We start from the raw sequence: 17,778 nt of genomic DNA on the forward strand, positions 1-17,778 counted from the left end.
CTTCACCCAATATAGAGATAACCTATTAAGTGAAGTGATTTATTCCATCAACACCAAATATATAATAATTCTCAATTAGTGTTTATAGAAAATATCAGCATCATTTTCTTCACCGCCCGACTGACCGTCGGCACCAAATGAATAAAGATCGAATGGACGGCCTTCTGAACCCGGAATGACATACTGGATGTCGTTATCCCAACTGTCTTTCGGATAACCACCTTTAATATAACCGCCTGGCAGCCAGTTTTTAGCCGATTCGGGCTTCGTCACCAAGGCATTTAGTCCACCATCTTGCATGGACGGATATTTACCATTGTCCATTTTGTATTGATCCAAAGAACCCGCCACACTCTTTAAGGTAATAGCGGTGGTATCCACTTTGGCTTTTTCACCACGTCCCATCACATTCGGAACAATCAACGCAGCCAACACACCTAAAATGACGATCACCACCATCACTTCAATTAAAGTAAAACCTTGTTGCTTCATATTTTTAATCTTCACTTGCATCTTACAAATCTCTATTCAAACCCTTGTTAGAATGTCTTAAATCATATTATTCATATTCACGATTGGCAGCATCACTGCAATCACAATCACCAACACGATACTCGCCATAAACACCAACATCAGCGGTTCGAGTAAAGCCAGTAAAGTCGAAATTAGTGTGGTCACTTCACGATCTTGCATGGTCGAAGCACGCTCTAGCATTCGATCCAATTCGCCCGAACTTTCGCCACTTTTAATCATTTGTACCATCATCGGTGGGAAATAACCACTTCGTTCAAGTTGCGTCGAAAGGTTTCCACCTTCGGTAACTTTCTCTGCTGCTAAATTGACAGAATCTCGAATCACCCAGTTATTACTGACGGCTGCACCAATTTTTAAAGCATCGACCAAAGGCACGCCGGACTTGGTTAAAATAGAGAGCGTACTGGCAAAACGTGCAGCATTAATTCCTTTGGATAATTTTGAAAATAATGGAAGTTTCAGTGTTAATCGATCAAAAGCATAGTGTCCTGCTGCTGTGCGTAAGAAACGCACCAAGAGAAATACCCCAACAGCACTACCGACCAATAAAAATGGCCAGGCCATACGAATAAAATCGCTGGCTTTCATTAATGCGACGGTAATCCACGGCAGTGCATCTTTGCTTTGATCAAATGTTTTAACAATGTCAGGCACGACATAAGTCATAAGTCCCATCACGATACCAAATGACATAAGCATCAAAATAATGGGATAAATCATCGCACCTTGTACTTTCTTCTGCATGGCAAAGCGATTTTCTGTGTAATCTGCCAGTTGATCTAAAATTAAATCCAAATGCCCTGATCGTTCACCCGCTGCAATCGTGGCAATATACAAATCTGGAAAGCGCCCTGCTTGTTGTAAGGCATTGGCTAAAGAATGTCCTTCAAGCACTTTAGAGCGCACAGACATCAGTAAGTTTTGCACATGGGTCTTTTCGCTTTGCTTACCCACAGCACGAATGGCCTCTTCCAATGGAATCGCTGCCGCAACCAGCACGGACAACTGACGAGTCAATAAGGCCAGATCGTAAGCAGTTAGTCCTTTTTGAAACCAACCTTGCTTTGCGTGTTTATCTTTTTGCTCAATTGGATCGACTGCAACAGGAATAAGAGATTGATCTCTGAGCTGTTGGCGAATTTGACGCGCAGAATCACCCTCAAGTACACCCTTCTGCTGCTTCCCTGAAGCGTCTATGGCAGTAAACTGATATGCAGGCATTGTAATGCTCTAATTTTCCAATATTTCTATCAGCGCAGTTGCGTCTGACCATCAAAATCATTCATATTCTTAGATATAAAATATGAGCTCACTCTAACACAACTCCTTTACGATCACGACGAAATTTAATCAGGAACTAATCCACGTTTTATGACAACTTTAGCGAGCCCTTCTTCACCTATATACCGTGTCCGTGTAGCCGTTCCAGTTTATCTGTACGACTGCTTTGATTACAGCTTAAGTCCTGAACAATATCAGCAGGCTGAAGTGGGTGCTCGTGTCGCAATTTCCTTTGGTCGGCAAAATTTAACTGGAATTATTGTTGAAAAAATTTCACCCGATACCCCTGTCGATTCGAGTTTTAAACTCAAAGCCATTACTGAATTACTCGATGATCAGGCCATTTTAGATACGAAAGTTTTAAGTTTGTTGACATGGTCAGCACAGTATTATCAATTTCCTCTTGGCGAAGTGATGCAAAGTGCCATTCCTACGCTTTTACGCCAAGGCAAACCTTATAACTTGCTGGCCCGTACTTGGACATTATTGGATGCGCATGCCGAAGATAAAATTAAGCGTTCTGAACGTCAGCAAGAAGCCTATAAAATTTTAAAATTGCATCCGACCAGCACTGGTGAAAATTTACTGAATCTGGCTGGGGTAGAAACAGCGACATTAAAGGCATTAGAAAAAAAAGGCATTTGCCGCTGTGATTTGGCATCACAAGATTTTAGCCCGATGCCAATGAGCATGGCGCAAATGCCACTCACGGCAAATCCCGAGCAAAAGAAAGCGATTGATGCGGTACTCAAAGCCCGCAACAAATATCAAGCCTTTTTACTCGATGGCCTCACAGGCAGTGGTAAAACTGAAGTCTATTTACAAATCATGCAAGACGTCCTTAAACAAGGAAAACAAGTCTTGGTCTTGGTGCCTGAAATTGGCTTGACGCCACAAACCATCAGTCGTTTCCAATCACGCTTTCATTGTAATGTTGCACTGCTGCATTCAGGTTTAAACGACTCAAAACGTCTACAAGCATGGCAGGCAGCACAAACGGGCAAAGCCTCTATTATTTTGGGCACACGTTCTGCGATTTACACGCCACTGCCAAATTTAGGCTTAATTGTCTTAGATGAAGAACACGACCTGTCCTTTAAGCAACAAGAAGGCTTTCGCTATCATGCGCGGGATGTGGCGCTATATCGTGCTCATTTGCAGCAATGTCCAGTCGTCCTCGGTTCAGCGACACCGAGCATCGAAAGCTATGCCTTGGTCAAACAAGGGAAAATGACGGTTTTAGAGTTGAATCAACGTGCTGGCACGGCAATCATGCCCAAAATGCATATCTTAGATTTAAAAGTTGCCCAAAAGCAGCATGGCATCAGCCAGTTGCTCATAGGCGAAATGCGCAAACGACTGGAAAAGAAAGAACAAGTCTTGGTTTTTCTAAACCGTCGTGGTTATGCCCCTGTTTTAATTTGTGAAAGCTGTGCTTGGCAAGCCAAATGCCCACACTGCGATGCCAACTTCACTGTACACCATACGCCTTATCAGCATTTGCATTGTCATCATTGCGGTACGATTCATCGCATGCCCAATCAATGCCCACAGTGTCAGCATCAAGAACTCAAATCGATTGGTATGGGTACTGCCAAAGTCGAGGAAAGTTTAAATGAACTTTTCCCAAACAATGAGGTGATTCGCGTTGACCGTGATTCCACCAGTCGCGTCGGCAGTTGGCAAAAAATCTACGATAAGATTCAAAAAAGTGAGCCTGCCATTTTACTCGGCACGCAAATGCTGGCGAAGGGGCACCATTTTCCCTATGTCACACTGGTGGCGATTTTAGACATAGATTCAGGTCTACTCAGTGTCGATTTCCGTGCCATAGAACGCACTGCACAATTGATTGTGCAAGTGACGGGACGTGCTGGACGTGGCGAGCATAAAGGTGACGTATTTTTACAGACCCTTAGACCTGAACATCCCTTGCTCAATACATTGGTCAATGAGAACTATCGTAAATTTGCCAAAGAAACCATGAAAGAACGAGAAATGGCGCAAATGCCACCGTTTCGTTATGCCGCATTAATTCGCTGTGAATCTAAAGATCAAAAGCAAAATACTGAATTTTTACAGCAACATGCTCAGTTGCTCAGGCAAGATTCAGAAAATAGCATTGATATTTGGGGGCCGATTCCAGCGCCTATGGAACGTAAAGCTGGACGCTACCAATCACATATGGTGCTGTTGTCTGCAGACCGCGCGCGTCTTCATTACTTTATTCGCCACTGGTGGCAAAATCTTTTGCATACAAAGCCATCGAGTATGAAGCTGAGCCTCGATATAGACCCACAGGAACTCAGTTAAACGCGTACAATTGAGTCTGAAAAATCAGTCATACTGAACCTAAAAATTCGCCCATAAACACGACTCTAGGACGGGTAAATGTCACAACTGTTACAGATCACAATTTTTCTCGGTGCATCCTTACTGCTTGTTCCCTTACTCAAGCGTTTTGGTATAGCCACTGTATTGGGATATCTGTTTACAGGGATCTTACTTGGACCGAGTGCATTGAACATCGCCAGTGACCCTGAGGCAATTCAAGAACTGGCTGAATTTGGTGTTATTTTACTGATGTTCTTGATTGGTCTTGAGTTAAGACCACAACGACTTTGGGATATGCGTAGTGCCATTTTTGGCATGGGAAGCCTACAGGTTGGTATTACGGGTGTGATTCTTGCCCTTGTGAGTTTCTTTGCGCTACAACAAGGCATTGCCGCAAGTGTCGTGATTGGTTTTGCCTTAGCGCTGTCCTCAACCGCATTTGTCTTGCAAATGTTAAGTGAAAAGCAACAACTCAACACAACCTATGGTCAGCAATCTTTTTCAATTTTGCTGTTTCAAGACATGGCGGCCATTCCATTAATTGCGGTCATCCCTTTGCTGGCAGGAACGGAATCATCCCATCATGGCATTGCTTATTTTGCTGCTATCGTAGCAACGTTCACAGGACTGTTTTTATTTAGCCGTTATTTGATGCGACCTTTTTTCCGTTTTGTCGCAAAAAGTGGTGCGCATGAACTGATTACCGCTGTCGGTTTATTTATTGTTTTGGCTGTGGTCGGTTTAATGGATGTACTCGGCATCAGCACCACACTCGGCGCATTTTTGACTGGTGTATTGTTGGCAGATTCAGAGTTTCGTCATGAGCTAGAAGCCAGTATTGCACCATTTAAAGGCTTATTACTCGGTCTATTTTTTATGACTGTCGGCATGACCACTGAACTCTCACTGTTTGTGGAAATGCCTTGGTTCATTATTGGTGGCGCATTTGCCTTACTGCTGATCAAAATGCTGTCTTTAACGGCGATCGCACGTTATCTCAGAAACTCATGGCGCAATAGCCTGTTATTGGCAACGTGTTTGGCCCAAGGCGGTGAATTTGCTTTTGTAGTTCTCACTGTAGCCAAAAGTGAAAATGTGGTGCAGCAAGCGGTACTTGAGCCGATAACCCTCATCGTCACGCTATCAATGGTACTCACACCATTATTGTATTGGCTGATGCAATCGCAAATTTTGCCGCGTTTTAGTCAAAAAACCATTCCTGAATATGATGATATTCCAGATGACCACAATCCTGTCATCATTGCAGGTTTTGGCCGTTTTGGACAAATCATTGCCCGAGTTGCACATTTGCAGCACCTCTCTTTCACGGCAATTGATAGCAATTTAGATAAAGTCGATTTTGTTCGAAATTATGGCGGGCATCTCTATTATGGCGATGCGACGCAACCTGACATTTTACGTGCTGCAGGCATTGAACATGCCAAAGTCTTTGTACTCGCAATTGACGACATTGAAGACTCGATGAATGTTGCGCGGCATATCCGTTTAAATTATCCAAGTCTGAAAATTTTGGTGCGCGCACGAGATCGTCATCAGGTGCATTTATTGCGTGATTTGGGTATTGAACATATTTGGCGCGAAACCTATTTATCCTCACTGGGCATGGCTTATCACATGCTCTGTGACTTAGGCATTAGCGATGAAGATGCCTATAAAAGTATTGAGCTGTTCCGCGACTACGATGAAAAGCTCTTGGCACAACAGCAACAAATCTATACCGATGAACAAAAGATTTATGAAACACATCGTAACGCTTTGGCTGAACTTGAACATTTATTTGAAAGTGACGCGCAAGCACGTGAAAAACCTACAGGTGTCGATCTACAACGCAGTTTACAGCGTCACCGAATTGATGTGACAAGAGATGATAATGAATGACTTGTGTTTTACAATATCGTCACCATTAATGCAGGGTTATGGAGAATTTTATGTCTGATTTACGCCAACGCTTTTTTATCGAAGATAGCCCTGTCCGTGGTGAAGTGGTACATCTCGAAGAAACCCTAAAAACGATTATTGCGCAGCGTGACTATGCCCCTGCAGTTCAAATTTTATTGGGTGAAATGTTGAGTGCCACTGCTCTGTTGGCCAGCACCTTAAAAATTAAAGGTCGTATTAGCTTGCAAATTCAGGCAGCGGGTACCTTTAAATGGGCAATGGCTGAATGTAACCATTTAGGTGAAATTCGCGGCTTGGTTGATTATGAAGAAGACCCACGCTTTCAAGCAGCAGAAGATAGCAGCACTGTGCTGTCTTCATTGGTGAACCCTGTTTTATTTATTAATATTGAGCCTGAGTTTGGTGAGCGCTATCAAGGGATCGTACCTTTAGACAAACCTACTTTGGCTGGTTGTTTGATGCAGTATTATGACTTATCTGCTCAAATTCCTACACGTATCATGCTGGCAAGCAATACCGAGCGTTCAGGCGGTTTACTCATTCAATTATTGCCACGTAACAGTGAAGAAGAACAACGCCGCGTCGATGAAGACTTGTGGCCACGTTTAACCATGCTCACTGAAACCTTAAAAGCTGAAGAGTTAAGCTCGCTCCCTGCCAACGAAATTCTATATCGTTTATACAACGAAGAAGAAGTTCGCCTGCCTGAGCCAGAAGCTTTAAAATTTGGCTGTACATGTTCTAAAGAACGTTGTGCTGTTGCCTTAGAACAAATTGGGGTGACTGCAGTCCGTGAAACATTAGAACACCAAAACCCGATTGAAATGGATTGTCAGTTCTGCAATACCAAATATACCTTTAGCGCGGAAGAAGCCTTATCCTTGTTTGGTCAACATTTAAGTTAATCCAGACCAAAATGATGTGCTAAAAAATAGCTTAGCCTCATTCAAAATCAGACATTAAGCATCCTTCGGGATGCTTTTTTTCTGCATACATCAACTTTTCATATTCAATATGTAACGCTATGCACACCCAAATACAGCAGACGATGAGTTGCTCTTGTCTTCTGTATTTTTTCTTGTAAAATCGCGCTGAACAATAAAGCCCAAACAATTATTAATGCTTTATTTTTAAATAAAAAAATAATCTAAAAACAGGATAAAAAATGAAGAAAATAATCACCCACCTATTCCTCTGCCTGAGTTTTGGCATTGCCATCAATGCGCAAGCTGCCGACTTAGCGGGCAAGTGGAAAACCCTTGATGATAAAACGGGCTATGCGCGTGCAGAAGTCCTTATCACCAAACTTAAAGATGGGACGTACACTGGAAAAATTATCAAAGTACATGCAATACCAAATCGAGAAGCCATCACCACCTGTGGGAAATGCGAAGGAAAACTTAAAAATGCGCCACTGGTTGGCTTACCGATTTTGTCTGGCTTTAAACTCAATGGCGTTAAAGACAACGAATATATCGATGGTAAAGTCATTGACCCTCTTTCGGGTAATACTTATCAAGGTAAAGGTCAATTAAACGCTCGTGGTAATGTCCTGACTTTACGTGGATATGTAGGCACAAGTTTACTCGGCCGTACGGTTTCGTGGATTCGAATCGAATAAATTTATCTAAACCTCTGAGAAGGCAATGTTGCAATTCACTCCAGAAGAATTCCTCATTGCCTCCAACTCCACACATAAGATAAAAAAATTCATAATCCCGACCAATTTACTTGTATGAATACATTCAGCATTCGCATAAAACTTGTGACTGAATACGCACTTTCATATTGAAAATAAATAATATTTTGATAAATATCACTAGATTATTCAATTTTTTTTAGGCTATATTAATCCCATACTAAATTTATGCCTATTTGTGTTGAATGGCATCCACTTCTTGCCAAAAGAGTGATCTTTATGACAGCAAAACTTCTCTCTGGACTCCTATTCAGCCTCACAACTTCTTTCTGCTTTGCAGCAGGTGATCCACTGGTCGGAACATGGAAAACCATTGATGACCGCACGGGGTTTTCACTTTCCGATGTAGTGATCCGTAAAGATAAAGACGATCACTATAGCGCAACCATCGTAAATATCCGGACTGTCCCTGGTGCAGCTACATCTGAAATTTGTTCAAACTGTAGTGGTGCTCAAAAAAATAAACCATTGATTGGACTCACCACTATGACTGGTCTGACTGCTAATCCAGACAAAACCAATGAATTTGTCGGAGGTGTCATCCTAGACCCAAAATCTGGACAACATTACAACGCTCGTGCACGTTTGATGAATAATGGTAAACACTTAATTATACATAGTCGTTTAGAAGGTGCATCGATTGGCCGAAATGTCACATGGGTCAAAAACTAAAATAGATGGCCTTTGTTCGCAGAGGCCTTTTTTTAAATTAAAAATTAGAGTAAAAACTCCATATCAACGCAATAAATTCACCAAAAAAGCCAACCAAGTCACAAAGCATCACATTGATTTTATAGACACTTATATATAAATTAGGCAACTTACTCTAAAAACACTATTCTGAATTTTCAGGGGATGAAATGAAAAATATTTATAAACAATTCTTAGCTGGATTATTACTTACTTCTTTGTCAGGATTGTCAATTGCAGCTGAAACTGATCCCCTTGTTGGTAAATGGAAAACGGTTGATGATCGCACAGGTTATTCACGTGCCGATGTCGATATTCGCAAAAAATCTGATGGCACATATGAAGGCATTATTGTGGCAACACGCAATGTTCCGGGCACAGATAAAATGGTCATTTGTTCAAACTGCCCTGGCGAATTGAAAAATAAGCCTTTTATCGGCTTGCCGTTTATTTGGGATTTTAAACAGGACCCTAAAAATCCGCGCGAATTTCAAAATGGCAAAGTCCTCGACCCTATTGGTGGCAAAATTTACAAAGGTAAAGCGCGTTTGAGCGCCTCTGGCAAACATTTAACATTACGTGGTTATGTTGGCGTTTCCGTTATTGGCCGTAGTGTGACGTGGATAAAATACTAATTTTACTCAACTTCTTTAAAGCCCCTTCACGGGGCTTTTTTATTGTCATTTTTTGAAACAATTAGCTGCAAATTCTTACTGTTGCAGTTTGATGAAGCCCCTTATATTGAATAAAACATGATCAATATTTATACAAAAAAGTATGGCAGATAATCACTATCAAACCTTAGGTATTTCACGAGATGCGTCGGCAGATCAAATTAAAAAGGCCTATCGCAAATTAGCTCGCAAGTATCACCCAGACATCAGTAAAGAAGCTGATGCTGAAACACATATGCAAGCCATTAATGTTGCCTATGACACCTTGAGTGATGCAGAAAAGAAAAAACAATATGATTTCGAACTAGATCATCCTCAAGGTTTTGGTGACTTTGGCGCAGGTGGTCAGGGTGGTTTTGACCAGTCTAAGTTTTATCGACAAACTGGTGGATCTGCTGAGCAACAAGCTGACTTCAGTGATTTTGAAGATTTATTTGGACGTTTTGGTCAAGGTTTTGGTGGCGCAGACTATCAGTATCAGCGTGCTAACCGTCAAGCCAAAAGCTTTCGTGGTGAAGATCAACATGCAAGCTTAGAAGTCGATGTTGAGATTGCATTTCATGGCGCAACGCAAAACATTACTTTGCAGATCCCTAGTTTAAATGCCTATGGTGAACCTGAAGTTCAGCGTAAAACGTTACAAGTAAAAATTCCGGCGGGCATGAAAGCTGGTCAACAAATTCGTTTATCGGGTCAAGGCCAAGCAGGCTTTAATGGTGGTGCAGCGGGTGATTTGTATATTGAAATTCTATACAAACAAACCGATCAAATACGGGTTGAAGGTTCAGATATTTATCAACAGTTAAAAATTAGTCCTTGGGAAGCAGCCTTGGGACAAAAAATTGCGATTACCACACCCGAGGGAAAAACCCTTGAAGTACAAATTCCGAAAAATGCCCATACGGGTCAACAGCTACGATTGAAAGACAAAGGGATACCAAATAAAACACCCGGCCACCTTTACCTGATTTTAAATATAGTTATACCTCCAGCAAATAGCGAAGTCGAGCAACAAGCATATCGCGACTATGCTCAAGCCTTCCAGTCATTTAACCCTAGACAGTCTTAAGGAGAGCACCATGACAACAATACATTATCGTGAAATTGTCTGTGACGGTTACAAACAGACTGAGATCGTAGATGAAAAAAATAGTTTTGATCTGCAACATTTTGCCAGCGCCTGTGGGCAAAGTCCTGAATGGGTGCTACAACTACTTGAATACGATATTTTGCCCAGTCGTTCTGAAGATCGCATTCATCAATTTTTTGGTGATGACATTTCACGTGCCAGACGAGCGTATCGCTTACAACGCGACTTCGATGCCAGTTTTACTGCGGTTGCAATGATGCTCGATCTGATTGATGAGGTTCAGCAACTACGTCATCAAGTGAAACAACAACATATTCATAATCACTAATTTATTCATAAACGCTCTGCCTATCAGGGCGTTTTTCATTTTCTTGTAGAGAGAACGATCGACAACCATGAAAACACGCGATTGCAATAAAAAAGTCAAAAACATGTTTCCAGAATATCGAGATATCGTTGTGCAACTGCGCGATGAAAATCCACATTTTGCTCGAATCTTTGAAGAACATGATGAGTTAGATCGAGAAATTATTCAGCTTGAATTAGATCCGGTCAACCTGCATAACGGTGATATTGAAAGTATTAAGCGCAAAAAATTAAAGCTTAAAGACGAAATTTATCGCTTATTGAAAGGCTCTTCCAATGATGAAATGAGTTAGGCTTTATCTTGACCTTCTCGTTTTGAGAATTTGTTTGATGCAGTACACCTTATGAAAGAGACGACTTAAAATGTATTTCCTCATTGATGAGGTAAATACTTAATTCAAATTGGTTTACTGCATAAAAACTTTAGCATTTTGTAAAACTGCATCGCTTAAAGGTCAGCTTACGGCTGTGCCTAAACTATCCTGAGTGTGGGCTCGTCGAAGAGTTTAAACACAATTGCATGTTTTCCTAGAAAAAAACGAATTCCTATCCTGTGCTAAAGCGAGATACCGTCATTTAAGTTTGGTTAATTTTTCAATTTCTTTCATCGTCTTGACTGTACCTTTTACTGTCCCCTTTACAGTTTGCTTAATCGGCTCATAGTCCATAAACCAAAAAATATTCAAATGCTGATCACCATGTTGCTGCGCCAACATATCAATCACGCTTTTCTCGCCACGCCCAACCAAATGACGACGGTAGAAGTAGTAGATCAGCATGACAGTTGTCGCCAACATAATCCCGAGCATAATCCAAAACCCTGTGGGTGATTTGAGTCCCGGAATAAATTCAAAGTTCATGCCGTAAATACCTGTCAGCAAAGTCAGTGGTGCAAAAATAGCAGTAATAATGGCTAAAATTCTCATGTTTTCATTGGTTTGGTTGGCAACCGCTGAAAAATGTAAATCGATTGCAGCCTGCACCGCACCGCGTAAACGGGTGGTGTGCTTTTGAATGCGCTCAATATGGCTGGTCAAATCATCTACACGAACCAACATAATGTCCTGCTTTTCACTGCGTTTTTTGCTTTTCAGATGTGCATAATTTTCCACAACTTCATCACGGAGTTCTTGTAATGATTCAATTTGCTCTTCGCACAAATTTTCCACTTGCTGAAAAGCCATATTTTCCTGCAATAACTGATGCCATTTGGTAAAACGTCGGTGCCCTTGTAACAGTTCTTGTTGCCAAAATTCGACACGGCGAGTCAAAGGTACGCGTAAATCCAGATACCCATCCACCATGTTATTCAGTAACCGTAGCGATAAATCGAGCGGGGTGGTCGCAAGCTTTCGTGGTTTATTTTGCTCATCAATCGGACGCTGTATTAGGGTTTCAATGCGTTGAATATAACTCTCAATGGCTTTATTCCCCTGCTCACGCACGGTAATCAACACTTGAGGTGTCATCAGAAAACTAATAGGCGTTGTGGCTAAACCAAATACCCGTTCGTGCTTTTCCAATGCCTGCTCTCCTGCGACAATTTGATCATCGGGTGTGACCATTTTGCGGAAAATCAATAGATCATAATCATCTAAAGTGTCAAAGGCACAAGGGTGTTCTAAATTTAAAATGTCACGTAAATGGTATTCATTGACACGAATCTGGCAATGTTCAAAAATTTCGTTTTGCCATACTTCAGGGCGATTCACCACATCTTCACGGGTGCAATCAATCCAAATAAATTCGGGCTCGGGTTGCTCTGGCGTCAACTGTGCTTGATTTTGTGCGTAGATATGCGATGCAGTCGGATGTTGAAAAAAATAATAGCTTTGCATGACTCATTTTTATTGTTTGTTCATGTGCATCATGCCATAAAAAAAGCCCTCAATTGAGGGCTTTTTTTAGACTTTAAACATCATTCAAAGCATTAAGCTTGTTCGATGTCTTTCATAGTCAATTTAATACGACCACGGTTATCAACGTCAACAACCTGAACTTTGATTTCTTGACCTTCAGTCAATACGTCTGAAACGTTCGCAATACGTTCGTTTGAAATTTGAGAGATATGAAGTAAGCCATCAGTACCCGGAAGGATATTAACGAACGCACCAAATTCTACGATACGGATTACTTTACCAGTATAGATTGTACCTGGTTCGATTTCAGCAGTAAGCGCTTGGATTTTTGCAACAGCAGCAGAAGCAGCAGCTTTAGTTTCACCAAATACGCGAACTGTACCGTTATCTTCGATATCGATTGCAGCTTTAGTTTCTTCAGTGATGGCACGGATTGTTGCGCCGCCTTTACCAATGACATCACGGATTTTGTCCGGATTAATGTTGATCACTTGGAATGTAGGCGCGTGCATAGAAATTTCAGGACGAGCGCGTGAAATCACTTGGTTCATTTCGTTCAGGATGTGCATACGGCCAGCATAAGCTTGGTTCAATGCAGACTCCATGATCTCTTCAGTGATCCCTTCGATCTTGATGTCCATTTGAAGTGCAGTAATACCGTTTGCAGAACCTGCTACTTTAAAGTCCATGTCGCCAAGGTGATCTTCGTCACCCAAGATGTCAGAAAGAACTGCGAAACGCTCGCCTTCTTTTACTAGACCCATTGCGATACCCGCAACTGGCGCTTTAAGCGGAACACCTGCGTCCATAAGTGATAATGAAGCACCACATACAGAAGCCATTGAAGATGAACCATTAGATTCAGTGATATCAGATACGATACGAATTACGTACGGGAAGCGATCAGCTGCTGGAAGAACTGCTTGAACACCACGACGTGCTAGACGGCCGTGACCGATTTCACGACGTTTAGGACCAGATTCACGACCAGTTTCACCTACAGAGTATGCAGGGAAGTTGTAGTGAAGCATGAAGTTATCAGTTTTAGTACCAGCAAGGGTATCAACCATTAACGCATCACGAGTGTTACCCAAAGTTGTTGTTACCAACGCTTGAGTTTCACCACGTGTGAACAATGCAGAACCGTGCGCACGGCCTAACACGCCCACTTGTACGTCAATTGCGCGAACAGTTTTTGTATCACGGCCATCAATACGTGGTTTGCCAGACAAGATGTTGTCACGAACTGTACGGTATTTAAGGTCTTCGAATAATTCGTTTACTTCATCAGCAATGCCAGTTTCGTCATTTTCAGGAACGAATTGAGCCAAAGCTTCTTCTTGAAGTGCATCTAGTGCTGCATAACGATCGTGTTTAACAGCGATTGTGTATGCTTCAGAAATTTTAGCTTCGAATGCTGCTTTTAATTTGCCAAGAAGCTCTTCGTTTTTAACTGGAGCAACCCAAGTTGACTCAACTGCACCAGCAGCTGCAGCAAATTCTTTGATCGCTTGGATCGCGATTTGCATTTCGTCATGACCGAACAATACAGCGCCAAGCATTTGGTCTTCTGAAAGTTCTTTCGCTTCAGATTCAACCATCAATACTGCAGATTCTGTACCCGCAACAACAAGGTCAAGATCAGATTCTTTTAACTGTTCGTGGTTCGGGTTAAGAATGTATTCGCCGTTGATCAAACCAACACGCGCGCCGCCGATTGGACCGCGGAATGGAGTACCTGCAATCGATAACGCAGCAGATGTACCCAACATTGCAGCAATGTCAGCATCCATAGTTTTGTCAGAAGAAATAACAGTTGCTGTTACTTGGATTTCGTTGAAGTAACCTTCTGGGAACAACGGACGGATTGGACGGTCAATTAAGCGTGAAATTAAAGTTTCAGCTTCAGACGCACGGCCTTCACGTTTACCGTAACCACCAGGGATACGACCAGCAGCATATTGTTTTTCTTGGTAGTTAACAGTCAATGGGAAGAAGTCTTGACCTGCTTTTGCTTTAGGTTGAGCAACAACAGCAACAAGAACTTGTACACCACCCATTGTAATCACAACAGTGTTTGCTTGACGTGCAACACGGCCTGTTTCAAGCACTACATTGTGCTGACCGAATTGGAATTCTTTACGAATAATATTAAACATCGACATGTTTTATTTTTTCCTAGTTCTTGTGAACAATTATTCTAGTGGAGACCCCTAAGGTTTGGCATTCACTCGGCTGTACATGAGCCTGCGGAATAAATGACAAAGCTTAGAAGCCGACCTCACCAGACAATTTATACTCTTACAAGAGTAAAACACTAATTTAAGACACAAAGAAGGAGCGAAACATCGCCCCTTCCCCATTATCCAGCCAAGGCTGGATAGACTTTAGTTTTCAGTATTACGGCATTCGACATGCAATAGTCCGAAAATAAAAGTTTAAATCGAATTAACGACGTAAACCTAAAGCAGCAATCAATGCGCTGTAACGAGTAGCGTCTTTACCTTTAAGGTAGTCAAGAAGCTTACGACGTTGGTTAACCATACGGATAAGACCGCGACGGCTATGGTGGTCGTGTTTGTGCTCTTTGAAGTGACCTTGTAAGTCATTGATTTGAGCTGTTAAAAGAGCTACTTGAACTTCTGGTGAACCAGTGTCGTTTTCAGCGCGAGCAAATTTAGCGATGATCTCTGCGCGATCTGCGTTTGTTAAAGCCATTCGATTTCTCCGAGATGCTTATAAAGTTAACTTTTGATACGAATCAACTGATAAATCAGCTGACTGCCGTGCATCACTACAGCAAGTGCATTATATTAAGGGAAAATTGACCAAATTGCAAAAAGAGATGACCACGTGTAACGCGTTATTGACGGCCAAATATCTAAGTTGAATTTACATGATTTTTCCATGCACTTCGCCATTGCTAAACTCATAATTCATTCAGCTTAAAGATCAATTTGAATGCACCTTTTTAGCGATGAAAGCTTAAATTTTACAACCTTATTTTTGATATATTTTGCCAACTTTAAACTACCTTATTCATTTAAAAAAAATTAAATAAAAAAAAGCCCGAGCTAAGCTCGGGCTTTTTTGCGCTGTAGTTTCTTCTTTTTTAATTATAATTTTATTATTTATTGTTTTATTTGGCGCTTTTTCGCGTCCTTATGTCAAACATTCCATGTTTTAACTTGCACTTCCTTATGTGGTAGATTTTGCCACAACGAGCATTAGATTAAAGTCGTATTTTTCGTATCTATATGTAAGCTTTTTCGTACAAAAGTTAAACTTGTTCTCTTTTTTGTTACACAACACATTTTTTAGTGATCTTCAGACATAAAAAAGCCCTGTAGTCTCTCCCAAAACTACAAGGCTTAGCGGCTGTAAGTTTCCTCTTTCCTTACTTCACTGTAAGTTCGCTGTCTTTAGACGTTATTCTTATACTTTTGCGATTTTACTCAACTATCCGTGTTGAGTTCTTTTTCTGTGAAGCCATCTTCTCAAAAACCATGCAAAAGCTCTATGCGCTAATTTCTCGAATCAATGTAAGCTATTTCTTACAAAATCTAATACATTTTGCCTATGCTTTACAAAGCAAGTTGATTATTAACTTTATCTAATAAACCACTGACGCGTGCTGTTCGTTTGGTAAGCGCTTTCGCCAATGCTTCTTTGGCTACAAGTAGGCTTACCACTTTTTTGGCACGCGTAATCGCGGTATAAATCAGTTCTTTGCTCATCATATCGGCTGCATGATTTTCTAATACAACCGCTGTATGTGTGAATTCAGAACCTTGTGATTTGTGAATTGTTAGCGCATAAGCCGTTTCGATACTTTTCGGTAGACGTGTGGCAGCCACCCATTTATCTAAACTTGGAAAATACACTTCAAATTGGCTTTTGGGCTGTGAAGGACGAATCAGGCAAATCCCAATATCACCATTTGATAGTCCAAGTTGATAATCGTTATAAGTCATCATCACAGGACGTCCGACATACCAATCCCCTTGTTTCAGCGCTCCCAGTTGATGTAATACCCGAGATTCGATCTGCTGATTTAACTCATGCAAGCCCAGCTTACCGTAGCGAATCGCAGATAAAATTCGATAATCATCAAATTTTTTAATGACTTGTGTAAGCCATGCGGCAAATTCATCATCATTTTCTGGCGCTTGTTTGAGGATATGCACATAAGGTTGGAAGCCATACATCAACTGATCATAGTAAGTCCCCCAGTCACTCGCAGATTCGTTTGAATCTGGTAGATATTGCAACTGAATATGGTCTGCCATATCACTCGATAATGCGACTTGAGCCAGTGTTCCCGCAGCAATCACTGCTTGCTCAAAATGTGCCAGTACTTCTACCGTATTCTTTTCTTCTTCTTGCTGTTGAATAAATTGGGCAAATGTCCCAATAGCTGCACCTTGCACAAAACGCCGACTGGTCTGTAAATGTGTACGATGTGCCTTAAGTGCCTCGACTTCCTGTAAATTGGCAAGCACTGCACCTACATCGACTGAAGCCAATTGTTCAGCATCTCCCAATAAAATCAGTTTGGCATGATCAGGGATGGCGGCAAATAGCATCTGCGCCAAACTCAAATCCAGCATTGAGGCTTCATCGACCACAATCACATCATAGGGTAAACGCTGGCGCGCATTAAAACGTGGAATTGCCCGTGTACCAAGTCCCAATAATCGATGCAAAGTTACCGGTTTTAAATTTTTATGAATCACCGAAAATTGTTTCAATGCTGGGTCTTTAAAAGCGGCTTGCAGTGCTTCTTCCATACGCTGTGCCGCCTTACCTGTCGGCGCTGCCATAGCAATACGAAGTTCAGGTTTAGCTTCATTCAGGACTGCAATAATACGTGCTAAGGTATAGGTCTTACCTGTCCCAGGCCCGCCCGTAATAATATTAAAACTCTGCTGACACACCATGTTTAGGGCTTGGATTTGATGCGGATCGGTCAATAAACCTTGGCTGTACTCTGCTCCAGACATAGGCGAAGTCAAATGGCTTAAACGCGCTACCTGCTGAGCAAGGGCATGCTCCAGTGCCCAATAACGATATAAATACAAGCGCTGCCCATCAAAGACCAAGGGCGAAGGCTGCTGTATTGCCTGTGTTTCAGGCTGAACAATGGGAGCTAGACAGTGAATTTGTGTAGGCGTTAGGACTTTGCAACTGTCACCATTTTGCACAGCTTGCATGAGCTGTTGAATCAGTTCATTGGCCTGTTGCTGATCTGAACTTTGCGGTAAATATTGCTCAAGTAAATAGCTAATCCAGTCGGGTAAAACTGCATCATTTTCAGTTCTTTCTAGCATA

The 17,778-nt window shown here is 41.7% G+C and carries 15 protein-coding genes; 9 read left to right on the plus strand and 6 right to left on the minus strand.

Annotation, left to right across the window (positions count from 1 at the left end; translation table 11 throughout):
- Positions 1–75: 75 nt before the first annotated feature.
- On the minus strand, positions 76–492 hold the full coding sequence (gene gspG / locus B9T33_RS00715) for a type II secretion system major pseudopilin GspG (RefSeq protein WP_416202572.1): 417 nt from the start codon (positions 490–492) through the stop codon (positions 76–78).
- A gap of 57 nt (positions 493–549) precedes the next feature.
- Positions 550–1,755 (minus strand): type II secretion system inner membrane protein GspF, encoded by a 1,206-nt coding sequence (gspF, locus tag B9T33_RS00720; RefSeq protein ID WP_086177050.1) that lies wholly within the window; start codon positions 1,753–1,755, stop codon positions 550–552.
- Between the two features lie 150 nt (positions 1,756–1,905).
- Here gspF and B9T33_RS00725 point away from each other — a divergent pair, with 150 nt between their 5' ends.
- The 9 genes from B9T33_RS00725 to B9T33_RS00765 all read left to right on the plus strand — a co-directional run bounded on the left by B9T33_RS00725 (position 1,906) and on the right by B9T33_RS00765 (position 10,881).
- Complete coding sequence (locus tag B9T33_RS00725; protein WP_086177051.1) at positions 1,906–4,128, plus strand: primosomal protein N'; 2,223 nt, start codon at positions 1,906–1,908, stop codon at positions 4,126–4,128.
- Positions 4,129–4,206: 78 nt separating this feature from the next.
- Entirely contained in the window at positions 4,207–6,048 is a 1,842-nt protein-coding gene (locus tag B9T33_RS00730; protein WP_086177052.1) for a monovalent cation:proton antiporter-2 (CPA2) family protein, read from the plus strand.
- Positions 6,049–6,098: 50 nt separating this feature from the next.
- The gene (gene hslO, locus B9T33_RS00735; protein ID WP_086177053.1) at positions 6,099–6,974 is read left to right on the plus strand and encodes an Hsp33 family molecular chaperone HslO; all 876 of its coding nucleotides are present in this window, start codon (positions 6,099–6,101) and stop codon (positions 6,972–6,974) included.
- Between the two features lie 260 nt (positions 6,975–7,234).
- Positions 7,235–7,690, plus strand: a complete 456-nt coding sequence (locus B9T33_RS00740) for a DUF2147 domain-containing protein (RefSeq protein ID WP_086177054.1) — start codon at positions 7,235–7,237, stop codon at positions 7,688–7,690.
- Positions 7,691–7,987: 297 nt separating this feature from the next.
- Positions 7,988–8,440, plus strand: a complete 453-nt coding sequence (locus B9T33_RS00745) for a DUF2147 domain-containing protein (RefSeq protein ID WP_086177055.1) — start codon at positions 7,988–7,990, stop codon at positions 8,438–8,440.
- A 188-nt stretch (positions 8,441–8,628) separates the two neighbouring features.
- The gene (locus B9T33_RS00750; protein WP_086177056.1) at positions 8,629–9,093 is read left to right on the plus strand and encodes a DUF2147 domain-containing protein; all 465 of its coding nucleotides are present in this window, start codon (positions 8,629–8,631) and stop codon (positions 9,091–9,093) included.
- A 142-nt stretch (positions 9,094–9,235) separates the two neighbouring features.
- A complete protein-coding gene (locus B9T33_RS00755) occupies positions 9,236–10,201 on the plus strand; it encodes a DnaJ C-terminal domain-containing protein (RefSeq protein ID WP_086177057.1) in 966 nt (321 codons plus the stop codon).
- A gap of 10 nt (positions 10,202–10,211) precedes the next feature.
- A complete protein-coding gene (locus tag B9T33_RS00760) occupies positions 10,212–10,550 on the plus strand; it encodes a chaperone modulator CbpM (protein ID WP_086177058.1) in 339 nt (112 codons plus the stop codon).
- A gap of 67 nt (positions 10,551–10,617) precedes the next feature.
- Complete coding sequence (locus B9T33_RS00765; protein ID WP_086177059.1) at positions 10,618–10,881, plus strand: YdcH family protein; 264 nt, start codon at positions 10,618–10,620, stop codon at positions 10,879–10,881.
- Between the two features lie 279 nt (positions 10,882–11,160).
- Here B9T33_RS00765 and B9T33_RS00770 read toward each other — a convergent pair whose 3' ends face one another.
- The 4 genes from B9T33_RS00770 to recD all read right to left on the minus strand — a co-directional run bounded on the left by B9T33_RS00770 (position 11,161) and on the right by recD (position 17,777).
- Complete coding sequence (locus tag B9T33_RS00770; RefSeq protein ID WP_086177060.1) at positions 11,161–12,426, minus strand: magnesium transporter CorA family protein; 1,266 nt, start codon at positions 12,424–12,426, stop codon at positions 11,161–11,163.
- A gap of 92 nt (positions 12,427–12,518) precedes the next feature.
- Entirely contained in the window at positions 12,519–14,606 is a 2,088-nt protein-coding gene (pnp, locus tag B9T33_RS00775) for a polyribonucleotide nucleotidyltransferase (protein WP_171263550.1), read from the minus strand.
- Between the two features lie 289 nt (positions 14,607–14,895).
- Positions 14,896–15,165, minus strand: a complete 270-nt coding sequence (gene rpsO / locus B9T33_RS00780) for a 30S ribosomal protein S15 (protein WP_067761248.1) — start codon at positions 15,163–15,165, stop codon at positions 14,896–14,898.
- Between the two features lie 866 nt (positions 15,166–16,031).
- Positions 16,032–17,777 carry an exodeoxyribonuclease V subunit alpha gene (recD, locus tag B9T33_RS00785; protein ID WP_086177062.1) on the minus strand — a complete coding sequence of 582 codons (1,746 nt, stop codon included), beginning with the start codon at positions 17,775–17,777 and terminating at the stop codon, positions 16,032–16,034.
- Position 17,778 lies beyond the last annotated feature (1 nt).

The organism is Acinetobacter sp. ANC 5054 (assembly GCF_002135295.1).
Taxonomy (GTDB): domain Bacteria; phylum Pseudomonadota; class Gammaproteobacteria; order Pseudomonadales; family Moraxellaceae; genus Acinetobacter.